At 62.5% G+C, this 13,640-nt stretch carries 14 protein-coding genes; 5 read left to right on the top strand and 9 right to left on the bottom strand.

The window, feature by feature from the left end; all coding sequences use genetic code 11:
• Nucleotides 1–49 precede the first annotated feature (49 nt).
• Nucleotides 50–703: an ATP-binding protein gene (locus R6254_RS10560; RefSeq protein WP_318406621.1), complete on the top strand. Its 654-nt coding sequence runs from the start codon at nt 50–52 to the stop codon at nt 701–703.
• 46 nt (nt 704–749) lie between these two features.
• Here R6254_RS10560 and hslO read toward each other — a convergent pair whose 3' ends face one another.
• Nucleotides 750–1,718 carry an Hsp33 family molecular chaperone HslO gene (hslO, locus tag R6254_RS10555; protein WP_318406619.1) on the bottom strand — a complete coding sequence of 323 codons (969 nt, stop codon included), beginning with the start codon at nt 1,716–1,718 and terminating at the stop codon, nt 750–752.
• Nucleotides 1,719–1,862: 144 nt separating this feature from the next.
• Entirely contained in the window at nt 1,863–2,387 is a 525-nt protein-coding gene (locus R6254_RS10550) for a gamma carbonic anhydrase family protein (protein ID WP_318406618.1), read from the bottom strand.
• Between the two features lie 219 nt (nt 2,388–2,606).
• On the opposite strand from R6254_RS10550, the gene R6254_RS10545 reads away from it, so the two are divergent.
• The gene (locus R6254_RS10545; RefSeq protein WP_318406617.1) at nt 2,607–3,392 is read left to right on the top strand and encodes a ferritin-like domain-containing protein; all 786 of its coding nucleotides are present in this window, start codon (nt 2,607–2,609) and stop codon (nt 3,390–3,392) included.
• A gap of 189 nt (nt 3,393–3,581) precedes the next feature.
• Nucleotides 3,582–4,847, top strand: a complete 1,266-nt coding sequence (locus R6254_RS10540) for a class I SAM-dependent methyltransferase (RefSeq protein WP_318406615.1) — start codon at nt 3,582–3,584, stop codon at nt 4,845–4,847.
• A gap of 13 nt (nt 4,848–4,860) precedes the next feature.
• On the opposite strand, the gene R6254_RS10535 is transcribed toward R6254_RS10540, so the two are convergent.
• The 4 genes from R6254_RS10535 to R6254_RS10520 all read right to left on the bottom strand — a co-directional run bounded on the left by R6254_RS10535 (nt 4,861) and on the right by R6254_RS10520 (nt 8,926).
• Nucleotides 4,861–5,838 (bottom strand): Bug family tripartite tricarboxylate transporter substrate binding protein, encoded by a 978-nt coding sequence (locus tag R6254_RS10535; RefSeq protein WP_318406614.1) that lies wholly within the window; start codon nt 5,836–5,838, stop codon nt 4,861–4,863.
• Between the two features lie 49 nt (nt 5,839–5,887).
• Entirely contained in the window at nt 5,888–6,877 is a 990-nt protein-coding gene (locus R6254_RS10530; protein ID WP_318406612.1) for a Bug family tripartite tricarboxylate transporter substrate binding protein, read from the bottom strand.
• A gap of 63 nt (nt 6,878–6,940) precedes the next feature.
• A complete protein-coding gene (xerD, locus tag R6254_RS10525; protein WP_318406611.1) occupies nt 6,941–7,843 on the bottom strand; it encodes a site-specific tyrosine recombinase XerD in 903 nt (300 codons plus the stop codon).
• 108 nt (nt 7,844–7,951) lie between these two features.
• Nucleotides 7,952–8,926, bottom strand: a complete 975-nt coding sequence (locus R6254_RS10520) for a tripartite tricarboxylate transporter substrate binding protein BugE (RefSeq protein WP_318406610.1) — start codon at nt 8,924–8,926, stop codon at nt 7,952–7,954.
• Nucleotides 8,927–9,048: 122 nt separating this feature from the next.
• Here R6254_RS10520 and R6254_RS10515 point away from each other — a divergent pair, with 122 nt between their 5' ends.
• The gene (locus R6254_RS10515; protein ID WP_318406608.1) at nt 9,049–9,954 is read left to right on the top strand and encodes an AEC family transporter; all 906 of its coding nucleotides are present in this window, start codon (nt 9,049–9,051) and stop codon (nt 9,952–9,954) included.
• 105 nt (nt 9,955–10,059) lie between these two features.
• Here R6254_RS10515 and R6254_RS10510 read toward each other — a convergent pair whose 3' ends face one another.
• The 3 genes from R6254_RS10510 to R6254_RS10500 form a co-directional block, all read right to left on the bottom strand.
• Nucleotides 10,060–10,824, bottom strand: coding sequence for an ABC transporter substrate-binding protein (locus tag R6254_RS10510; RefSeq protein WP_412103150.1), 765 nt, complete (start codon nt 10,822–10,824; stop codon nt 10,060–10,062).
• Between the two features lie 68 nt (nt 10,825–10,892).
• The gene (locus R6254_RS10505) at nt 10,893–11,582 is read right to left on the bottom strand and encodes an ABC transporter ATP-binding protein (RefSeq protein WP_318406605.1); all 690 of its coding nucleotides are present in this window, start codon (nt 11,580–11,582) and stop codon (nt 10,893–10,895) included.
• On the bottom strand, nt 11,579–12,340 hold the full coding sequence (locus tag R6254_RS10500) for an ABC transporter permease (protein ID WP_318406603.1): 762 nt from the start codon (nt 12,338–12,340) through the stop codon (nt 11,579–11,581). Before R6254_RS10500 ends, R6254_RS10505 begins: the two co-directional genes overlap by 4 nt.
• 157 nt (nt 12,341–12,497) lie before the next feature.
• On the opposite strand from R6254_RS10500, the gene R6254_RS10495 reads away from it, so the two are divergent.
• On the top strand, nt 12,498–13,607 hold the full coding sequence (locus R6254_RS10495) for a substrate-binding domain-containing protein (RefSeq protein WP_318406602.1): 1,110 nt from the start codon (nt 12,498–12,500) through the stop codon (nt 13,605–13,607).
• Nucleotides 13,608–13,640: the final 33 nt, after the last annotated feature.

The raw sequence follows: 13,640 nt of genomic DNA, 5'->3' as shown, positions 1-13,640 counted from the left end.
CGTCGGAACGCCGCTGCGCAAGCTGCCCCAGCGCTTGTGACACATCCCCATGAAAATTGCCCTCTTAGGCGCCGAAAGCACCGGTAAAACCCGGCTCGCGCGCGATCTGGCCGCCCATCTGAGCGGGCAACACCAGTCGGTGCTTGTGGTACCGGAAGTGCTGCGCGAGTGGTGCGAACGTGAAGGCCGCACGCCGCGGCCCGATGAGCAGCTGCCGATTGCGCAGGAGCAGGAGCGCCGTGTCGACGCAGCGGCAACCCAGGCCAACTGGGTGATCGCCGACACCACGGCCCTGATGGTCGCCATCTACAGCGCCATGTTGTTCGACGATGGCGCCTTGTACAGCTTTGCCTTGCAGCGCCAGCGCAGCTACGACCTGACCCTGGTGACCGGGCTGGACCTGCCCTGGGTGGCCGATGGCCTGCAGCGCGTGGGCCCGCAGGTGCGCGAGCCGGTGGATGCGCTGGTGCGCGCCGCCCTCACACGCGCGGGTGTGAACTACCAGGTGGTGTATGGCCAGGGCGAGGAGCGCCTGGCCAATGCGCTGATCGCTATGAATTCAATAGCTATCAGCGCAGGCTGTACAGGGGCTACAGGCCTAATTTCCTTAAAAAATCAGCCCTGGAGCTGGTCCTGCGACAAATGCAGCGACCCGGACTGCGAACGCCACCTGTTCTCGTCAAAGATGGGCAAGGCCCGCTAGCCTCGCCTCAAGCTTATTTAGCCTCCGCAGCACGGACGTGCAGGGTTTACTGGACCGTGGGGCTCACGGGCGGCTGCTTGCTTTGCTCGACAAAGATATGGGCCGCATCCACCGGATCGAACGCGTATTGCGCACCGCAGAATTCGCAAGCCACCGCCACCTGGCCGGCCTCTTCAATGATGCTTTCAATCTCCGCCGTGCCCAGGCTGTGCAACATATTGCCCACGCGTTCACGTGAACAGCTGCAGGCAAAACTTGGCGTCAGGACCTCAAACCGTGTGATCGGCTCTTCCCAGAACAGGCGGTGCAAAATCGTGTCGGCATCCAGCGTGAGCAACTCTTCGCGTTTCAGCGTGCCGGCCAGCATGGCGATGCGTTGGTAATCTTCGTTGACACCAATCTGGTCCTCGTTGGCATCGCGGTCAATCTGGCCTTCCAGGTTGCCCTGCCCTTTCACCGGCAGGCGCTGGATCAACAAACCGGCCGCCACCTCGCCGTCGGCGGCCAGGATCAGCTTGGTGTCCAGCTGTTCACTTTGCAACATGTAGTGCTCCAGCACCTCGCTGAGTTTTTCAAGCTTTTCGTGCTTGTCGCCAAACAGCGGCACCACACCCTGGTAAGGCTGCTGACCCGGAAACTTGTCTTTCGGGTCTAGCGTGATCGCGCAGCGCCCCTGGTTGTTGACATTGACCAGACGGCTCAGGCTGTCGCCCGGCAACACCTCGCCAATCAGCGTGGCGGTGGCGCGCAAGCTCAGGTCGGGCTGCACTTCCGCCACCGCGAGTTTGACCGGGCCATCACCAAATATCTGCAACACCAGCGCACCATTGAACTTGATGTTGCTTTGCATCAGCGCACCGGCGGCCGTCATTTCGCCCAGCAGTTGCAAGACCTCGGGCGGGTAACCGCCGCCGGCCTCGCGGCGTTGGAGGATTTCCTGCCAGGCACCGGTCAGGCGCACCAGCATGCCGCGCACCGGCAGGCCGTCAAAGATAAATTTATGGAGTTCAGACATAAGTTTTGGCCCCCACGCTCCCCACTTCGTGTGGTTCGCTGCCCCCCGAGGGGGCGCTGCGCCTGCGGCCCGGCATAGCCGGTTCCGCGGCCCTGGCTGGCTGGTGTGTGGTTTGCTTGAATGGGGTCATGGTCTCAATACTGTTCAGGCGATCTTTTTCAGCCCGGACTGGAAGCGCCGGGCATTGTCTATATAGTGCTTCGCGTTCATTTTTAAACCCGCAATTTGTTCGGGCGACAACTGCCGCACGGCTTTGGCCGGGCTGCCGAAGATCATGGAGCCATCGGGGAACTCCTTGCCTTCGGTCACCAGCGCGCCCGCACCCACCAGGCAGTTTTTGCCAATCTTCGCGTGATTGAGAATCACCGCGCCTATCCCGATCAGCGAGCCGTCGCCAATCGTGCAGCCATGCAAGGTCACCTGGTGACCGATGGACACGTCTTCACCAATCGTCAGGGGCACACCAAAGTCGGCATGCAACACGCTGGCATCCTGGATGTTGGTGCCACGGCCAATCGTGATGGTTTCCGTGTCGCCGCGTATCACCGTGCCAAACCAGACGCTGACATCGGCCGCCAATTGGACATCGCCAATCACCTGGGCGCTGTCGGCGACCCACGCGGATTCGTGCATTTTTGGAACCAGATCGTCCAATTGGTAAACCGCCATCGTGTGTTTCCTTTGTTGTCTCTTGATACACCCCATTGTAAAGAGCACCCTCCCCGCCGGCTGCGGACGGACAGGGCGACCTGTGTTGACACCGGGAATTAAGTTTTCTTAAGAGAAAATAGCCTTTCCCCCTTACCCGACGGGCGCAGATAGCTATTATTTTTATAGCATCTCGAATCCCACCCGCGCGGCCAGCCCCGGGTAGCGGAAAATCACCCCATGACGACTTCTCTCCGACAACTCGCCCAGGACATCCTCGTGATCCGCGATCCTGTGCACAAGGCGCTGGCGGCTCGCGCGCTGGACCCGGAGGCCGCAGACCTGGGCGCCGGGCAGGCCATGGCCGCCGTGCCCGGCATTCCGGGCCGACCCGAGCGACCCGAGTTGCTGCCGCCCGCACAGATGAAAAACCGCGCCGTCGGCACGCTGGAAGGCCGCGCCGCCTTGGTCCACGCGCTGGCGCATATCGAGTCCAACGCCATCGACCTGGCGCTGGACGTGTTGTGGCGCTTTGAGGGCATGCCCGAGCGTTTTTACCGCGACTGGGCCCGCGTGGCCACGGAAGAGGCGCTTCATTTCCAGTTGCTCAACAACCACCTGACGGACATGGGGTTTGCCTATGGCGACTTCCCGGCCCACAACGGCCTGTGGGAAATGGCCGAAAAAACCAAGGGCGACCTGCTGGCCCGGCTGGCCCTGGTGCCGCGCACGCTGGAAGCACGCGGCCTGGACGCCTCGCCGGCCATTCGCAACAAGCTGATCTCGGTCGGCGACCGGCGCGGCGGCGAGATCCTGGACATCATCCTGCGCGACGAAATTGGCCATGTGGCCATTGGCAACCACTGGTACCGTTACCTGTGTGAGCAGCGCGGGCTGGACGTGATCAGCACTTACGCCGCGCTGGCCACCACCTACCAGGCCCCCAAACTCAAAGGCCCGTTCAACCTGCCGGCCCGGCGCGCGGCCGGTTTTGACGAGGCCGAACTGGCTCAACTGGCGCTTTAACCGTCCGGCGAAGCTTCGGAGCCCCCGGGCTTGTCTGACACGGATTGTCAGATTTTCCGCACAGTCCGGGCACTTGCGCGGCAGTAGGCTGAAGGATGGCCGGCGAAAAGAGGTCGCCGGACAAATGGCGGCTGAACACTTAAACTGCCCCCATCGGTCCAGACTGAAACGTCGAACAGGAGTGTGCACATGATCCGGCATCTCGTTCCTCTCATTGAGTCCCAAATCGTGCGCTTGCCGGCGCCGGTTGCGGTGCAACTGCCCGAAGGCCAGGTGTTGGGCCCACCCGGTGCGCCGGTCAAGATGTCGTTTTCGCACTGGTCCAGCCTGGCCCGCCTGAAGGCCGGACAAATCGGCGCGCTGGCCGAAGATTTTGTCGAAGGCCAGCTCAAGCTGGAAGGCCGCATGCGCGACGTGATGGCTGTGGCCGCCGGCCTGCTGCCGGCCAACCCGGTGGCCGCCAGCGCTGGTGGCTGGTCCCACCTGTTGCGCCAGATCCGATCCTTGCGGGCCCATTCGCCGGAAAAAGACGCCCAGCAAATCCAGTTTCACTACGACGTCTCGGACGACTTTTATGCGCTCTGGCTGGACCCGCGTCGGGTGTATTCATGCGCCTATTACCGCAGCAGCGACATGACGCTGGCCCAGGCCCAGGAAGCCAAGCTGGACCATATCTGCCGCAAGTTGATGCTGCAGCCCGGCGAACGCTTTCTGGACGTGGGCTCGGGCTGGGGCGGCTTGTTGCTGTGGGCGGCCGAACATTACGGTGTGGACGCCACCGGTATCACGCTGTCGAAAAACCAGCATGCGCATGTGCAGCGCCTGATCAACGAAAAAGGCCTGCAAAACCGTGTCCGCGTGGAGCTACGCGACTACCGCGACCAGGACGAAAGCCGGCCTTTCGACAAAATCTCATCCGTCGGCATGTTCGAACATGTGGGCCGCGCCAACATGACAGCGTATTTCAGCAAGATCCATCGTCTGCTGGCGCCCGGCGGGCTGGTCCTGAACCACGGCATCACCGCCGGCGGGCTGGACAACACGCAACTAGGCGCCGGCATGGGCGACTTTATCGAGAAATACATTTTCCCGGGCGGCGAGTTGCTGCATGTCAGCGATGTCCTGACCCACCTGGCCCGCTCCGGGCTGGAAATGGTGGACACCGAAAACCTGCGGCCGCACTATGCGCGCACCTTGTGGGATTGGTCGGATACGCTGGAGGCCAAACTCGGCGAAGCGTTGCAAGTGCTGAGCGCCACCGCCGGCGAGGCACGGGCCGAAAAAACCCTGCGCGCCTACCGGCTCTACCTGGCCGGCAGCGCCATGAGTTTCGAGCAGGGCTGGCTGGGGCTGCACCAGATGCTGGCGACCCGGCCCTCCGGCGAGCTCAAGGACGAAGCCATCAAGGGCGCGCAGGCCCGCTACCCCTTCCGGCGCGACTACATGTACCGCTGAGCGTCCTCAGGCCTCAGTCCAGCTGAAGCTTGCGCTCGCGGATCAGCTTGGCCCACTTCTCGTTGTCGCCTTTGACAAAGGCGGCAAACTCCGCCGGGCCGATGCTGTGCACCTCGGCGCCCACCGCGGCAAACTTGGCCTTGATTTCCGGCTGGGCCAGCACCTTGGCCAGTTCCGCCGCGAGTGTGTCCACGATCTCCTTGGGCATGCCGGCCGGACCCAGCAGGCCCTGAAATCCCACAGACTCCATGCCACTCAGGCCGAGTTCACGGACCGAAGGCACATCCGGCGCGGCCGGGTCACGCCTGGCGCCCGTCACCGCCAGCGCCTTGAGTTTGCTGCCCTTGAGTTGCGGCAGCAACACGCTGCCCGCGTCGATCAGCAACTGGGTCTGCCCGCCTATCAGGTCTTGCACCGCCGGTGCACTGCCTTTGTAGGGCACGTGGGTCATGTTCAAACCCGTGGCCTGGTTCATCAACTCGCCGTTCAGGTGGGTGGAGGTACCGGCGCCGCCTGAGGCGAAGTTCACCTTGCCGGGGTTGGCACGTGCCCAGGCCACAAACTCCTTGAGGTCTTTCGCCGGGTGATCCATTTGTGTGACGGCGATATAACTGCCCTGGCTTATCTGTCCGATGTAGGTGAACTGCCGCACCGGGTCATAAGGCATCTTCTGCTGAAGGTAGGGCGCAATCGCAAACGGCCCTGTGTTGGCCAGCAGGATGGTGTAACCGTCGGGTGTGGCACGTGTCAGTTCCCCGGCCGCCAGCATGCCGCCGGCGCCCGGTTTGTAGTCCACCACGATCTGCTGCTTCAGCGCCTCCTGCAGCGCCACCTGCACTGTGCGCGCCGCAAAGTCGATGCCACCGCCTGGCGGGTAACCCACGATCAGGCGTATGGGTTTGGCTGTGGGCCAGGGTGCTTTTGATGGCGTCTGCGCCATGGCCAGGCTGGCCATGCCCAGCAAGGTGAAGGCGGCGATGATTTTTTTCATGACTTGTCTCCGTTTAGTTGTTATGCGTCGATGATCCGGTCGCCAGGCTTTAATCCGCCTTGATCTGCGCCGCCTTGATGATGCGGGCGTTGCTCGCGGATTCCTGCGCGATCTGGCGGGCAAACTCCGCAGCGCTGCCGATCGCGGGCACGTTGTCGGCACTGAGCAGGCGTTTGCGCAACTCGGGCGTCTGCAAGGCCAGGTTGATCTCGGTGTTCAGCCGCTGCAACACGGCCTCAGGCGTTTTGGCGGGGGCAAACACACCGAACAACGAACTCAGGTTGGCCGGCGCAAAACCGAGTTCGGCAAAGGTCGGCACTTGCGGCAAGGCATCCACCCGCGCCGGCGCCCCCACGGCCAGCGGCCTCAGCTTGCCCGACTGGATGTGCGGCATCACCGCCCCGCTGAGGTTGGTGGTGATAACTTCAAACTGCCCGCTCAGCGCATCGGTGAGTTGCTGGCCGCCGCCTTTGTAGGGGATGTGGGTGATCTCGATTTTCGCGCTGTGCTGGACTTGCTCCAGCACGATGTGGCCGACCGTGGCCAGACCCGAGGTGGACCAGCGCATGCTGCCGGGTTTGGCTTTCGAGGCCGCCAGCATGTCCTTGAAGTCCTTGCCCGCAAAAGCGGAGGTGGCCAGCAGCACCACCGGCGAATACATCACGCTGGCCACCGGGGCAATGTCTTTGACCGGGTCAAACGGCAGCTTGCCCAGGTGTGGGTTCAGCGCCAGCGGGCTGATCGATGAAAAACCAATCGTGTAACCGTCGGGCGCCGCCTTGGCCACCATGTCCATGCCAATGCTGCCGCCGGCACCGGCCCGGTTTTCAATGATCACCGGCGTGGCCAGTTGCAGCGTCAGCTTGTCGGCCAACGCCCGCGCGACGTTATCGCTGATGCCGCCCGGCGGGTAGGCAACCACGATGCGTATCGGGCGTGCCGGCCAGGACTGGGCGGTGGCGGCAACAGGCAGGGCGGCTGCACACAAGGCCAGCAAGGGCAAGGCGAGCAGGCTGCGGCGCGGGGTCAAACGTGACATGCAAATTTTCCAAGAATAAGAATTGGCGCTATTTTGCCCTGCACGGGCCGCTGCCTGCGCGGCTCAGCCCCGCGGGTGGTGAGTTGCATGCAGGTTTTTCAGGCGCTCACGAGCCACGTGGGTGTAGATGGTGGTGGTGGAAATATCGGCATGGCCCAGCAACATCTGCACCGCGCGCAGGTCTGCACCGTGGTTCAGCAAATGGGTGGCAAAGGCGTGGCGCAAGGTATGCGGTGACAAGGGCGAGTGAATGCCCGCCCGCAAGGCGTATTTTTTGACCAGCATCCAGAACATCACCCGGCTCATGCCGCTGCCGCGCGCGGTGACAAACAGATCGTCGGTCTGCTGCCCGCCCAGTATCTCGGGGCGGGCTTGGTCGAGGTAACGCACGATCGCCTCCCTGGCGACTTGGCCAAAGGGCACCAGGCGCTCCTTGCTGCCCTTGCCCATGACCCGCAGCACACCGTCGTTCATGCTGGTGTGAAAAGTCTTGAGCCCGACCAGTTCGCTGACACGCAGGCCGCTGGCATACATCAGCTCCAGCATCGCACGGTCACGCAGGCCTAACGCCGTGTCTTCGCTGGGCGCCGCCAACAACGAATCGACTTGCGCCTCCGACAAAAGTTTGGGCACACGCAGGGCCTGGCGCGCCGACTGCAGCTTGAGCGTGGGGTCCACCGGGATCAGGCGCTCGCGCAAGGCCCAATGGAAATAACGCTTGAACACGGTCAGTCGGCGGTTGGCCGAAGTGGCCTTGGTGGTGTTGTGGCGTGCCGAGAAATAGGCCTGGATGTCGCGCTCCAGCGTGGCATCCAGCGCCCGGCCGCCCTGCTCAGGGGCACCCAGCCAGACGGCGTACAAGGACAAGTCGCGCCGGTAGGCCTCCAGCGTGTTTTTGGACAGACCGTCTTCCAGCCACAAGGCGTCGATAAAAGCGTCCATGCTGGACTGGCTCTGGGGATTCATACCGGGACGATAACAAAATGAAAAACAGACACGCAAAAAAATACCCTGCCAGACGCGCAGCCGGCAGGGTAGGTAGGCCCAGGCTGCGCACCGCGCAGCCGGCAAGGCTTAATCGAGCTTGAGCCCGGCGGTGGTCACCACCTTTTTATAAACCTCGTATTCGGCCTTGATCTGCGCCGCGAACTGCTCCGGCGTATTGCCGACGATCAGGGAACCTGTGTCTTCGATGCGTTTACGCACCGCCGGGTCCTGCAGCGCCTTCAAGGTGCCGGCACTGACCTTGTCGACCACCTCTTTCGGCAGGCCTTTGGGACCTACGATGCCGTAATACGCCATGCGGTTCACAGGCTCCAGGCCCAGCTCCTTGAAGGTCGGCACATCAGGCAGCGCCGCCAGGCGCTGCGGTGCAGCAACGACGATGGGAATCAGGCGCTTTTGCTGGATGAAAGGTAACGCAGAAGGCAGGTTGTCAAAAATCATGGGCACCTGGCCGGCCACCGTGTCGTTCAGAGCCGGACCGGCACCACGGTAGGGAATGTGCGTGATAAAGGTACCGCTCAGATTTTTGTACAGCTCCATCTGCAGGTGGCCGATGCCGCCCGTGCCCGACGAGGAGTACGAATATTTGCCCGGATTTTTCTTGAGCTCGGCAATAAATTCCTTGTAATTGCGCGCCGGAAAGCTGGGGTGCACCGCAATGATGTTGGGGGTGGCCGCAATGTTGATGATGGGCGTGAAGTCCGTCAGCGGGTTGTACGGAATTTTGGGGTTGATGGCCGGGTTGGCTGCCGTGGTCGACACGGTCGCGACACCCAGCGTATAACCATCGGGGATGGCGCGCGCCGTTTCGGTGGCACCCACCACACCGCCGCCGCCGGCCTTGTTTTCAATGATCACGCTCTGGCCCAGCGCCTTGCCCAAGGGCTCGGCAATCACACGACCGACGATGTCGGTGGTGCCGCCTGGCGCGAAAGGCACTTGCAGTTTGATGACCTTGTTGGGATAAGCCTGGGCAAATGCGGATCCTGCGGCGGCAGTAGCCAGCGTCAGCGCAGAAAGGGTAAGCAGGTAACGACGTTGCATGACAAATTTCCTTGAAAAGATTACAGCGCCTATCCTAAGCGCAAGCCATGTGTCCGCTTCCTGTGGATTACGCATAAGGGCAAACCCCGATTTGCCTGAAAATTTGCGGTTATTCTTGCCGGGTGAATTACGCCCAACTCCTCTTCCCCGACTTCTCCCTCATCCTGTGTGGCTACCTGGTCTGCCGTTACACCGCGCTGAACCGCAACGTCTGGCAGCAGGTGGAGAGCCTGGTTTATTACTTCCTGTTCCCGGTCCTGCTGTTCCAGTCCATCGTCAGAAGCCCGCTGGACCTCGGCGCGGCCTCCAGCCTGATCGCCGCCGGACTGAGCATGTCTTTGCTGGGCATTGGCCTGGCGTATGCCCTGCCCTATCTGCCCTGGCTGGGCAAACACATCGATGCCCGTGAACACGCGGCCAGCGCACAGATTGCCTTCCGCTTCAACTCCTTTATCGCGCTGGCCTTGGCCGAGCGTCTGGCCGGCGCCGAAGGCCTGTTGCTGATTGCGATTTTGATCGGCGTCTGTGTGCCACTGCTCAATGTCGGCGCGGTCTGGCCGATGGCGCGGCACGCCAAGACCGGTTTTCTGCACGCCCTGGTCCGCAACCCGCTGATCATCGCCACCGCCCTGGGCCTGAGCGCCAACCTGATGGGTTTTCATATCCCGGTGTGGCTGGAGCCCACGGTGACCCGCATAGGCGCCGCCTCTCTGGCGCTGGGCTTGATGGCGGCCGGCGCCGGCCTGCAGTTCGGCTCGCTGGCTGCGGCCAAAACCCTGGCGGTCTCCTTGCTGGCCATTCGCCACTTCCTCATGCCGCTGATGGCGCTGGGCCTGTGCTGGGTCTTTGGCCTGTCGACGGTACAAACCACGGTGCTGCTGTCGTTTTCAGCCTTGCCGACCGCCTCCAGTTGTTATGTGCTGGCGGCCCGCATGGGTTACGACGGCGCTTTTGTGGCCGGTCTGGTCACCTTGTCGACCTTGCTGGGCATTGTCAGCCTGCCGTTTGCGCTGGGCATCTTGCGCTGATTCGCCCCCACGCTTGTCGCTGCGCGTACTGCGCTGCCCCCCAAGGGGGCTCATTTTCCTTGGGGCGGCCCTGCGGAAAATTTTTCGCTGCGCACCCGTGGTGCGTTAACGCGTGGCGTTGGGGAAAAACAGCTGCTCGCCGCCAATTTTGTAACTCGCCACCGCGGCCTGGCCGGCGGGTGAAATCACCCAGTCGACAAACTTCTGCGCTTCGGCCGCTTTGACCTGCGGGTGTTTGGCCGGGTTGACCACCATCACGCCGTACTGGTTGAACAAGCGGGTGTCGCCTTCGACCAGCACCACCAAGTCACCGCGGTTCTTGAAGCTGAGCCAGGTGCCGCGATCGGTCAGCACATAGGCATTGGACGAGGAACCGATGTTGAGTGCCGGGCCCATGCCGCAACCGCAGGCCTTGTAGCCGGCAAACTGCGGGTTGTCCACACCGGCATTTTTCCAATAACGCAATTCGGCGGCATGGGTGCCGCTTTTATCGCCGCGCGAGACAAAGCTGGCGTTGCTGGCACTGAGTTTTTTCAGCGCTTCAACAATGTCTTTGCCCTTGGTTTTGGCCGGATCGGCGGCCGGGCCCACCAGCACAAAATCGTTGTACATCACCGGAAAACGTTTGAGCGCAAACCCTTCGGCCACGACTTTTTCTTCAGCCACCTGGTCATGCACAAACAACACATCGGCATCGCCGCGCCGTCCCATGTCGATGGCCTGGCCAGTGCCCAGGGCCACGACCTTGATGTCGATGCCGCTGGCCTGTTTGAAGGCCGGCAGCAAAGTGCCGAACAAACCAGACTGCTCGGTCGAGGTGGTCGAGGCCATCACGATGGTGCTGGGTTGCGCTATCGAAACAGTAGCCATCAGCGCAAATGGAATAAGGGCGACAGCCCTGAAACACTTAAAAGTAAGCGAGATGACCGGTGCGGTGTTCATACAAGTTCTCCTTTGACAAAAATCTCGGCTTCCACCGGCAGCGGGCCGTTGAAAAAATCATGTGTCGGCAAGTCCGCCAGCAGTCGGCCGTGCTCCAGGTAAATCACGCGGCTGGCCAGGCGTTTGACCTGGCCCAGGTTGTGGCTGCTGAAAATCAAGGTCATGCCAGCGTCTGCAAACTCGGCCATCAAGGTCTCGACCTCGCGTTTGGCACCGGGGTCCAGGCTGGCGGTCGGCTCGTCCAGCAGCAGCACCTGGGGCTGCATGGCCCAGGCACGGGCCAGGGCCAGCCGCTGCTGCTGGCCGCCCGACAAGGCCTTGGCATTGCGCTGCGCCAGGGCCAGCAGGCCAACCCGGTCCAGCGCCCGCAGCGCCTGTGTCTTGGTCTCTTTCCAGGGCATGCCTTGCAGCCAAAGCCCAAGTGCCACATTGCTCTGGGCGCTGGCGCGCAACATATAGGGGTGCTGAAACAACATGGCCTGGCGCGCCGTCGCGTCAAATTGCAGGCGGCCCAGCGTGGGCCGGACCAGGCCGTGCAAGGTGCGTAGCAAGGTGCTTTTGCCGCTGCCGTTGGCGCCCACCAGCGCCACGCGCTCGCCGGCGTGGATGCGCAAGGTGCAAGACTTCAAGGCCTGCACCTTGCCGTAATGCACGGCGACCGATGTCATGTCGAAGAGCGGTTTCATGGCCGGCTCCCCTGGTGTTGCGGCGCCAGCAGTTTCACCGCGTCTGCCGGCATGTCCTCGTCGATGCGTTCACGCCAGCGCCGCACCAGCGCAATCAGCACATTGAGCAGCAAGACCACGGCCAACAACAGCACGCCCAGGGCCAGCGCCAGCGGCAAATCGCCCTTGCTGGTCTCCAGCGCAATCGTCGTGGTCATGACACGGGTGAAACCATCGATGTTGCCGCCCACCACCATCACCGCACCCACCTCGGAAATCGCGCGGCCAAAGGCGGCGATCAGCACGGTGAGCAAGGTATAACGCTCGTCCCAGAGCAGCAGCAAGCTGCGCATGCCCTTGCCGGCGCCCAGCGACTGGAACTGCTCGCCGTGCAGGCGGTCGGCGTCTTCAATCGTCTGGCGCACCAGCGCCGTCACCATAGGCAACACCAGCACGGCCTGCGCCAGCACCATGGCCTTGAAGGAAAACAGCCAGCCGAGAAAACCCAGCGGGCCGGAACGCGAAAGCAGCAAATAAACCACCAGCCCCACCACCACCGAGGGCAAAGCCAGCAGGGTGTTGAGCAGGGTCAACACCACATCACGGCCGCGAAACCGCGCCACCCCCAGCCAGGCGCCCAGCACCAGGCCGGCGCTGCAGGCCAGCAGGCAGGCGCAGGCACTGACGGCCAGCGACCGCCAGAGAATGCTGCCGAGCAAGGGATCGAAGGAGGCGATGAGCGAAAAAGCCGTGCTGATGCTGCTTGAGAAGGTGTTCATGCCACAAGAATGATGAGCCCCTATCCTAGGGTCTAAGCCCGGGCGTGCTTATCGGGAATGACGAGCTATGAACCAATGTGCATAGGATGGATGCCAACCAGCCTTGCGCCAGGTGTGCCCGACCGCGCACCCATAATCAGCAAACTTCTTAAGCACCATGCACAAAGTCGAACTCTCCTACCTGCTGTCACCCGAACGCGGCAAAGACGCGCTGATCCGCAACCCGCTGATGGACCTGTTGCATGCCGTGCGCGAGCAAGGTTCGATCTCGAAAGCTTCGCGGGCACTCGATTTGTCCTATCGCCATGTCTGGGGCGCGCTCAAAAAATGGGAGCAGACCCTGGGGCGCACCTTGATCGTCTGGGACAAGGGCCAACGCGCGCAGCTGACCGAGTTCGGCGAAAAACTGCTGTGGTCCGAGCGCCAGGCCCAAGCCAGACTCGCGCCGCAAATTGAAGCGCTGCGCGGCGACATCGAGCGGGCGTTTTCCACCGCCTTTGACGATGACGCCCATGTGTTGACGTTATACGCGAGCCACGACGCCGCGTTAAGCGCACTGCGCGACCAGGCCGCGGCGCGCCGCCTGCACCTGGACATCCGTTTCATGGGCAGCGTGGACGCGATTGCGGCGCTGAATGCCGGACGTTGCATGATGGCCGGGTTTCACACGCTGGACCGGCCAGGCCTGCATTCGGTGCCAGCTCAGACTTATCGCCACCTGCTCAAACCCGGTCAACACAAACTGATTGGGTTTGCCCACCGCAGCCAGGGCCTGATCGTTGCCAAAAACAACCCGCGCCGGCTCACACAACTGGCCGACCTGCAACAGCCGGGGCTGCGTTATGTGAACCGCGCACAAGGCACGGGCACACGTGTCTTGCTCGATGAATTGCTGGCGCAGGCCGGGCTCAGCCCCGACAGCGTTTCCGGCTACGACACACAAGAGCCGTCGCACACAGCCGTCGCACAAGCGGTGGCCAGCGGCGCCGCCGATGCCGGCCTGGGCATTGAAGCCGTCGCCCGCGACAAGGGCCTGGACTTTGTGCCGCTGGTGCAGGAACGTTATCACCTGGTCTGCCTGAAGTCCGCCCTGCCGCAGGCGCCGGTGCAGGCACTGCTGGCCGAGTTGCAAAGCCAGGACTGGCAAACCACATTGGCCGGCCTGCCCGGCTACAGCGGCGCCGATGCGCAAAGTGGGCAGGTCTTGTCGTTGCGGGCCATGTTGCCTTGGTGGAATTACCGCACGGCCAAGGCGAGCAAGCCCTAACGTTTAAGTATTTTCATGCTCTAGCCCTTATTG

It is taken from the genome of Polaromonas potterensis (assembly GCF_033446725.1).
Taxonomy (GTDB): Bacteria; Pseudomonadota; Gammaproteobacteria; order Burkholderiales; family Burkholderiaceae_C; genus Polaromonas.
The sequence above is the reverse complement of the archived record's forward strand: the minus strand, read 5'-3'. Positions and strand labels throughout refer to the sequence as shown.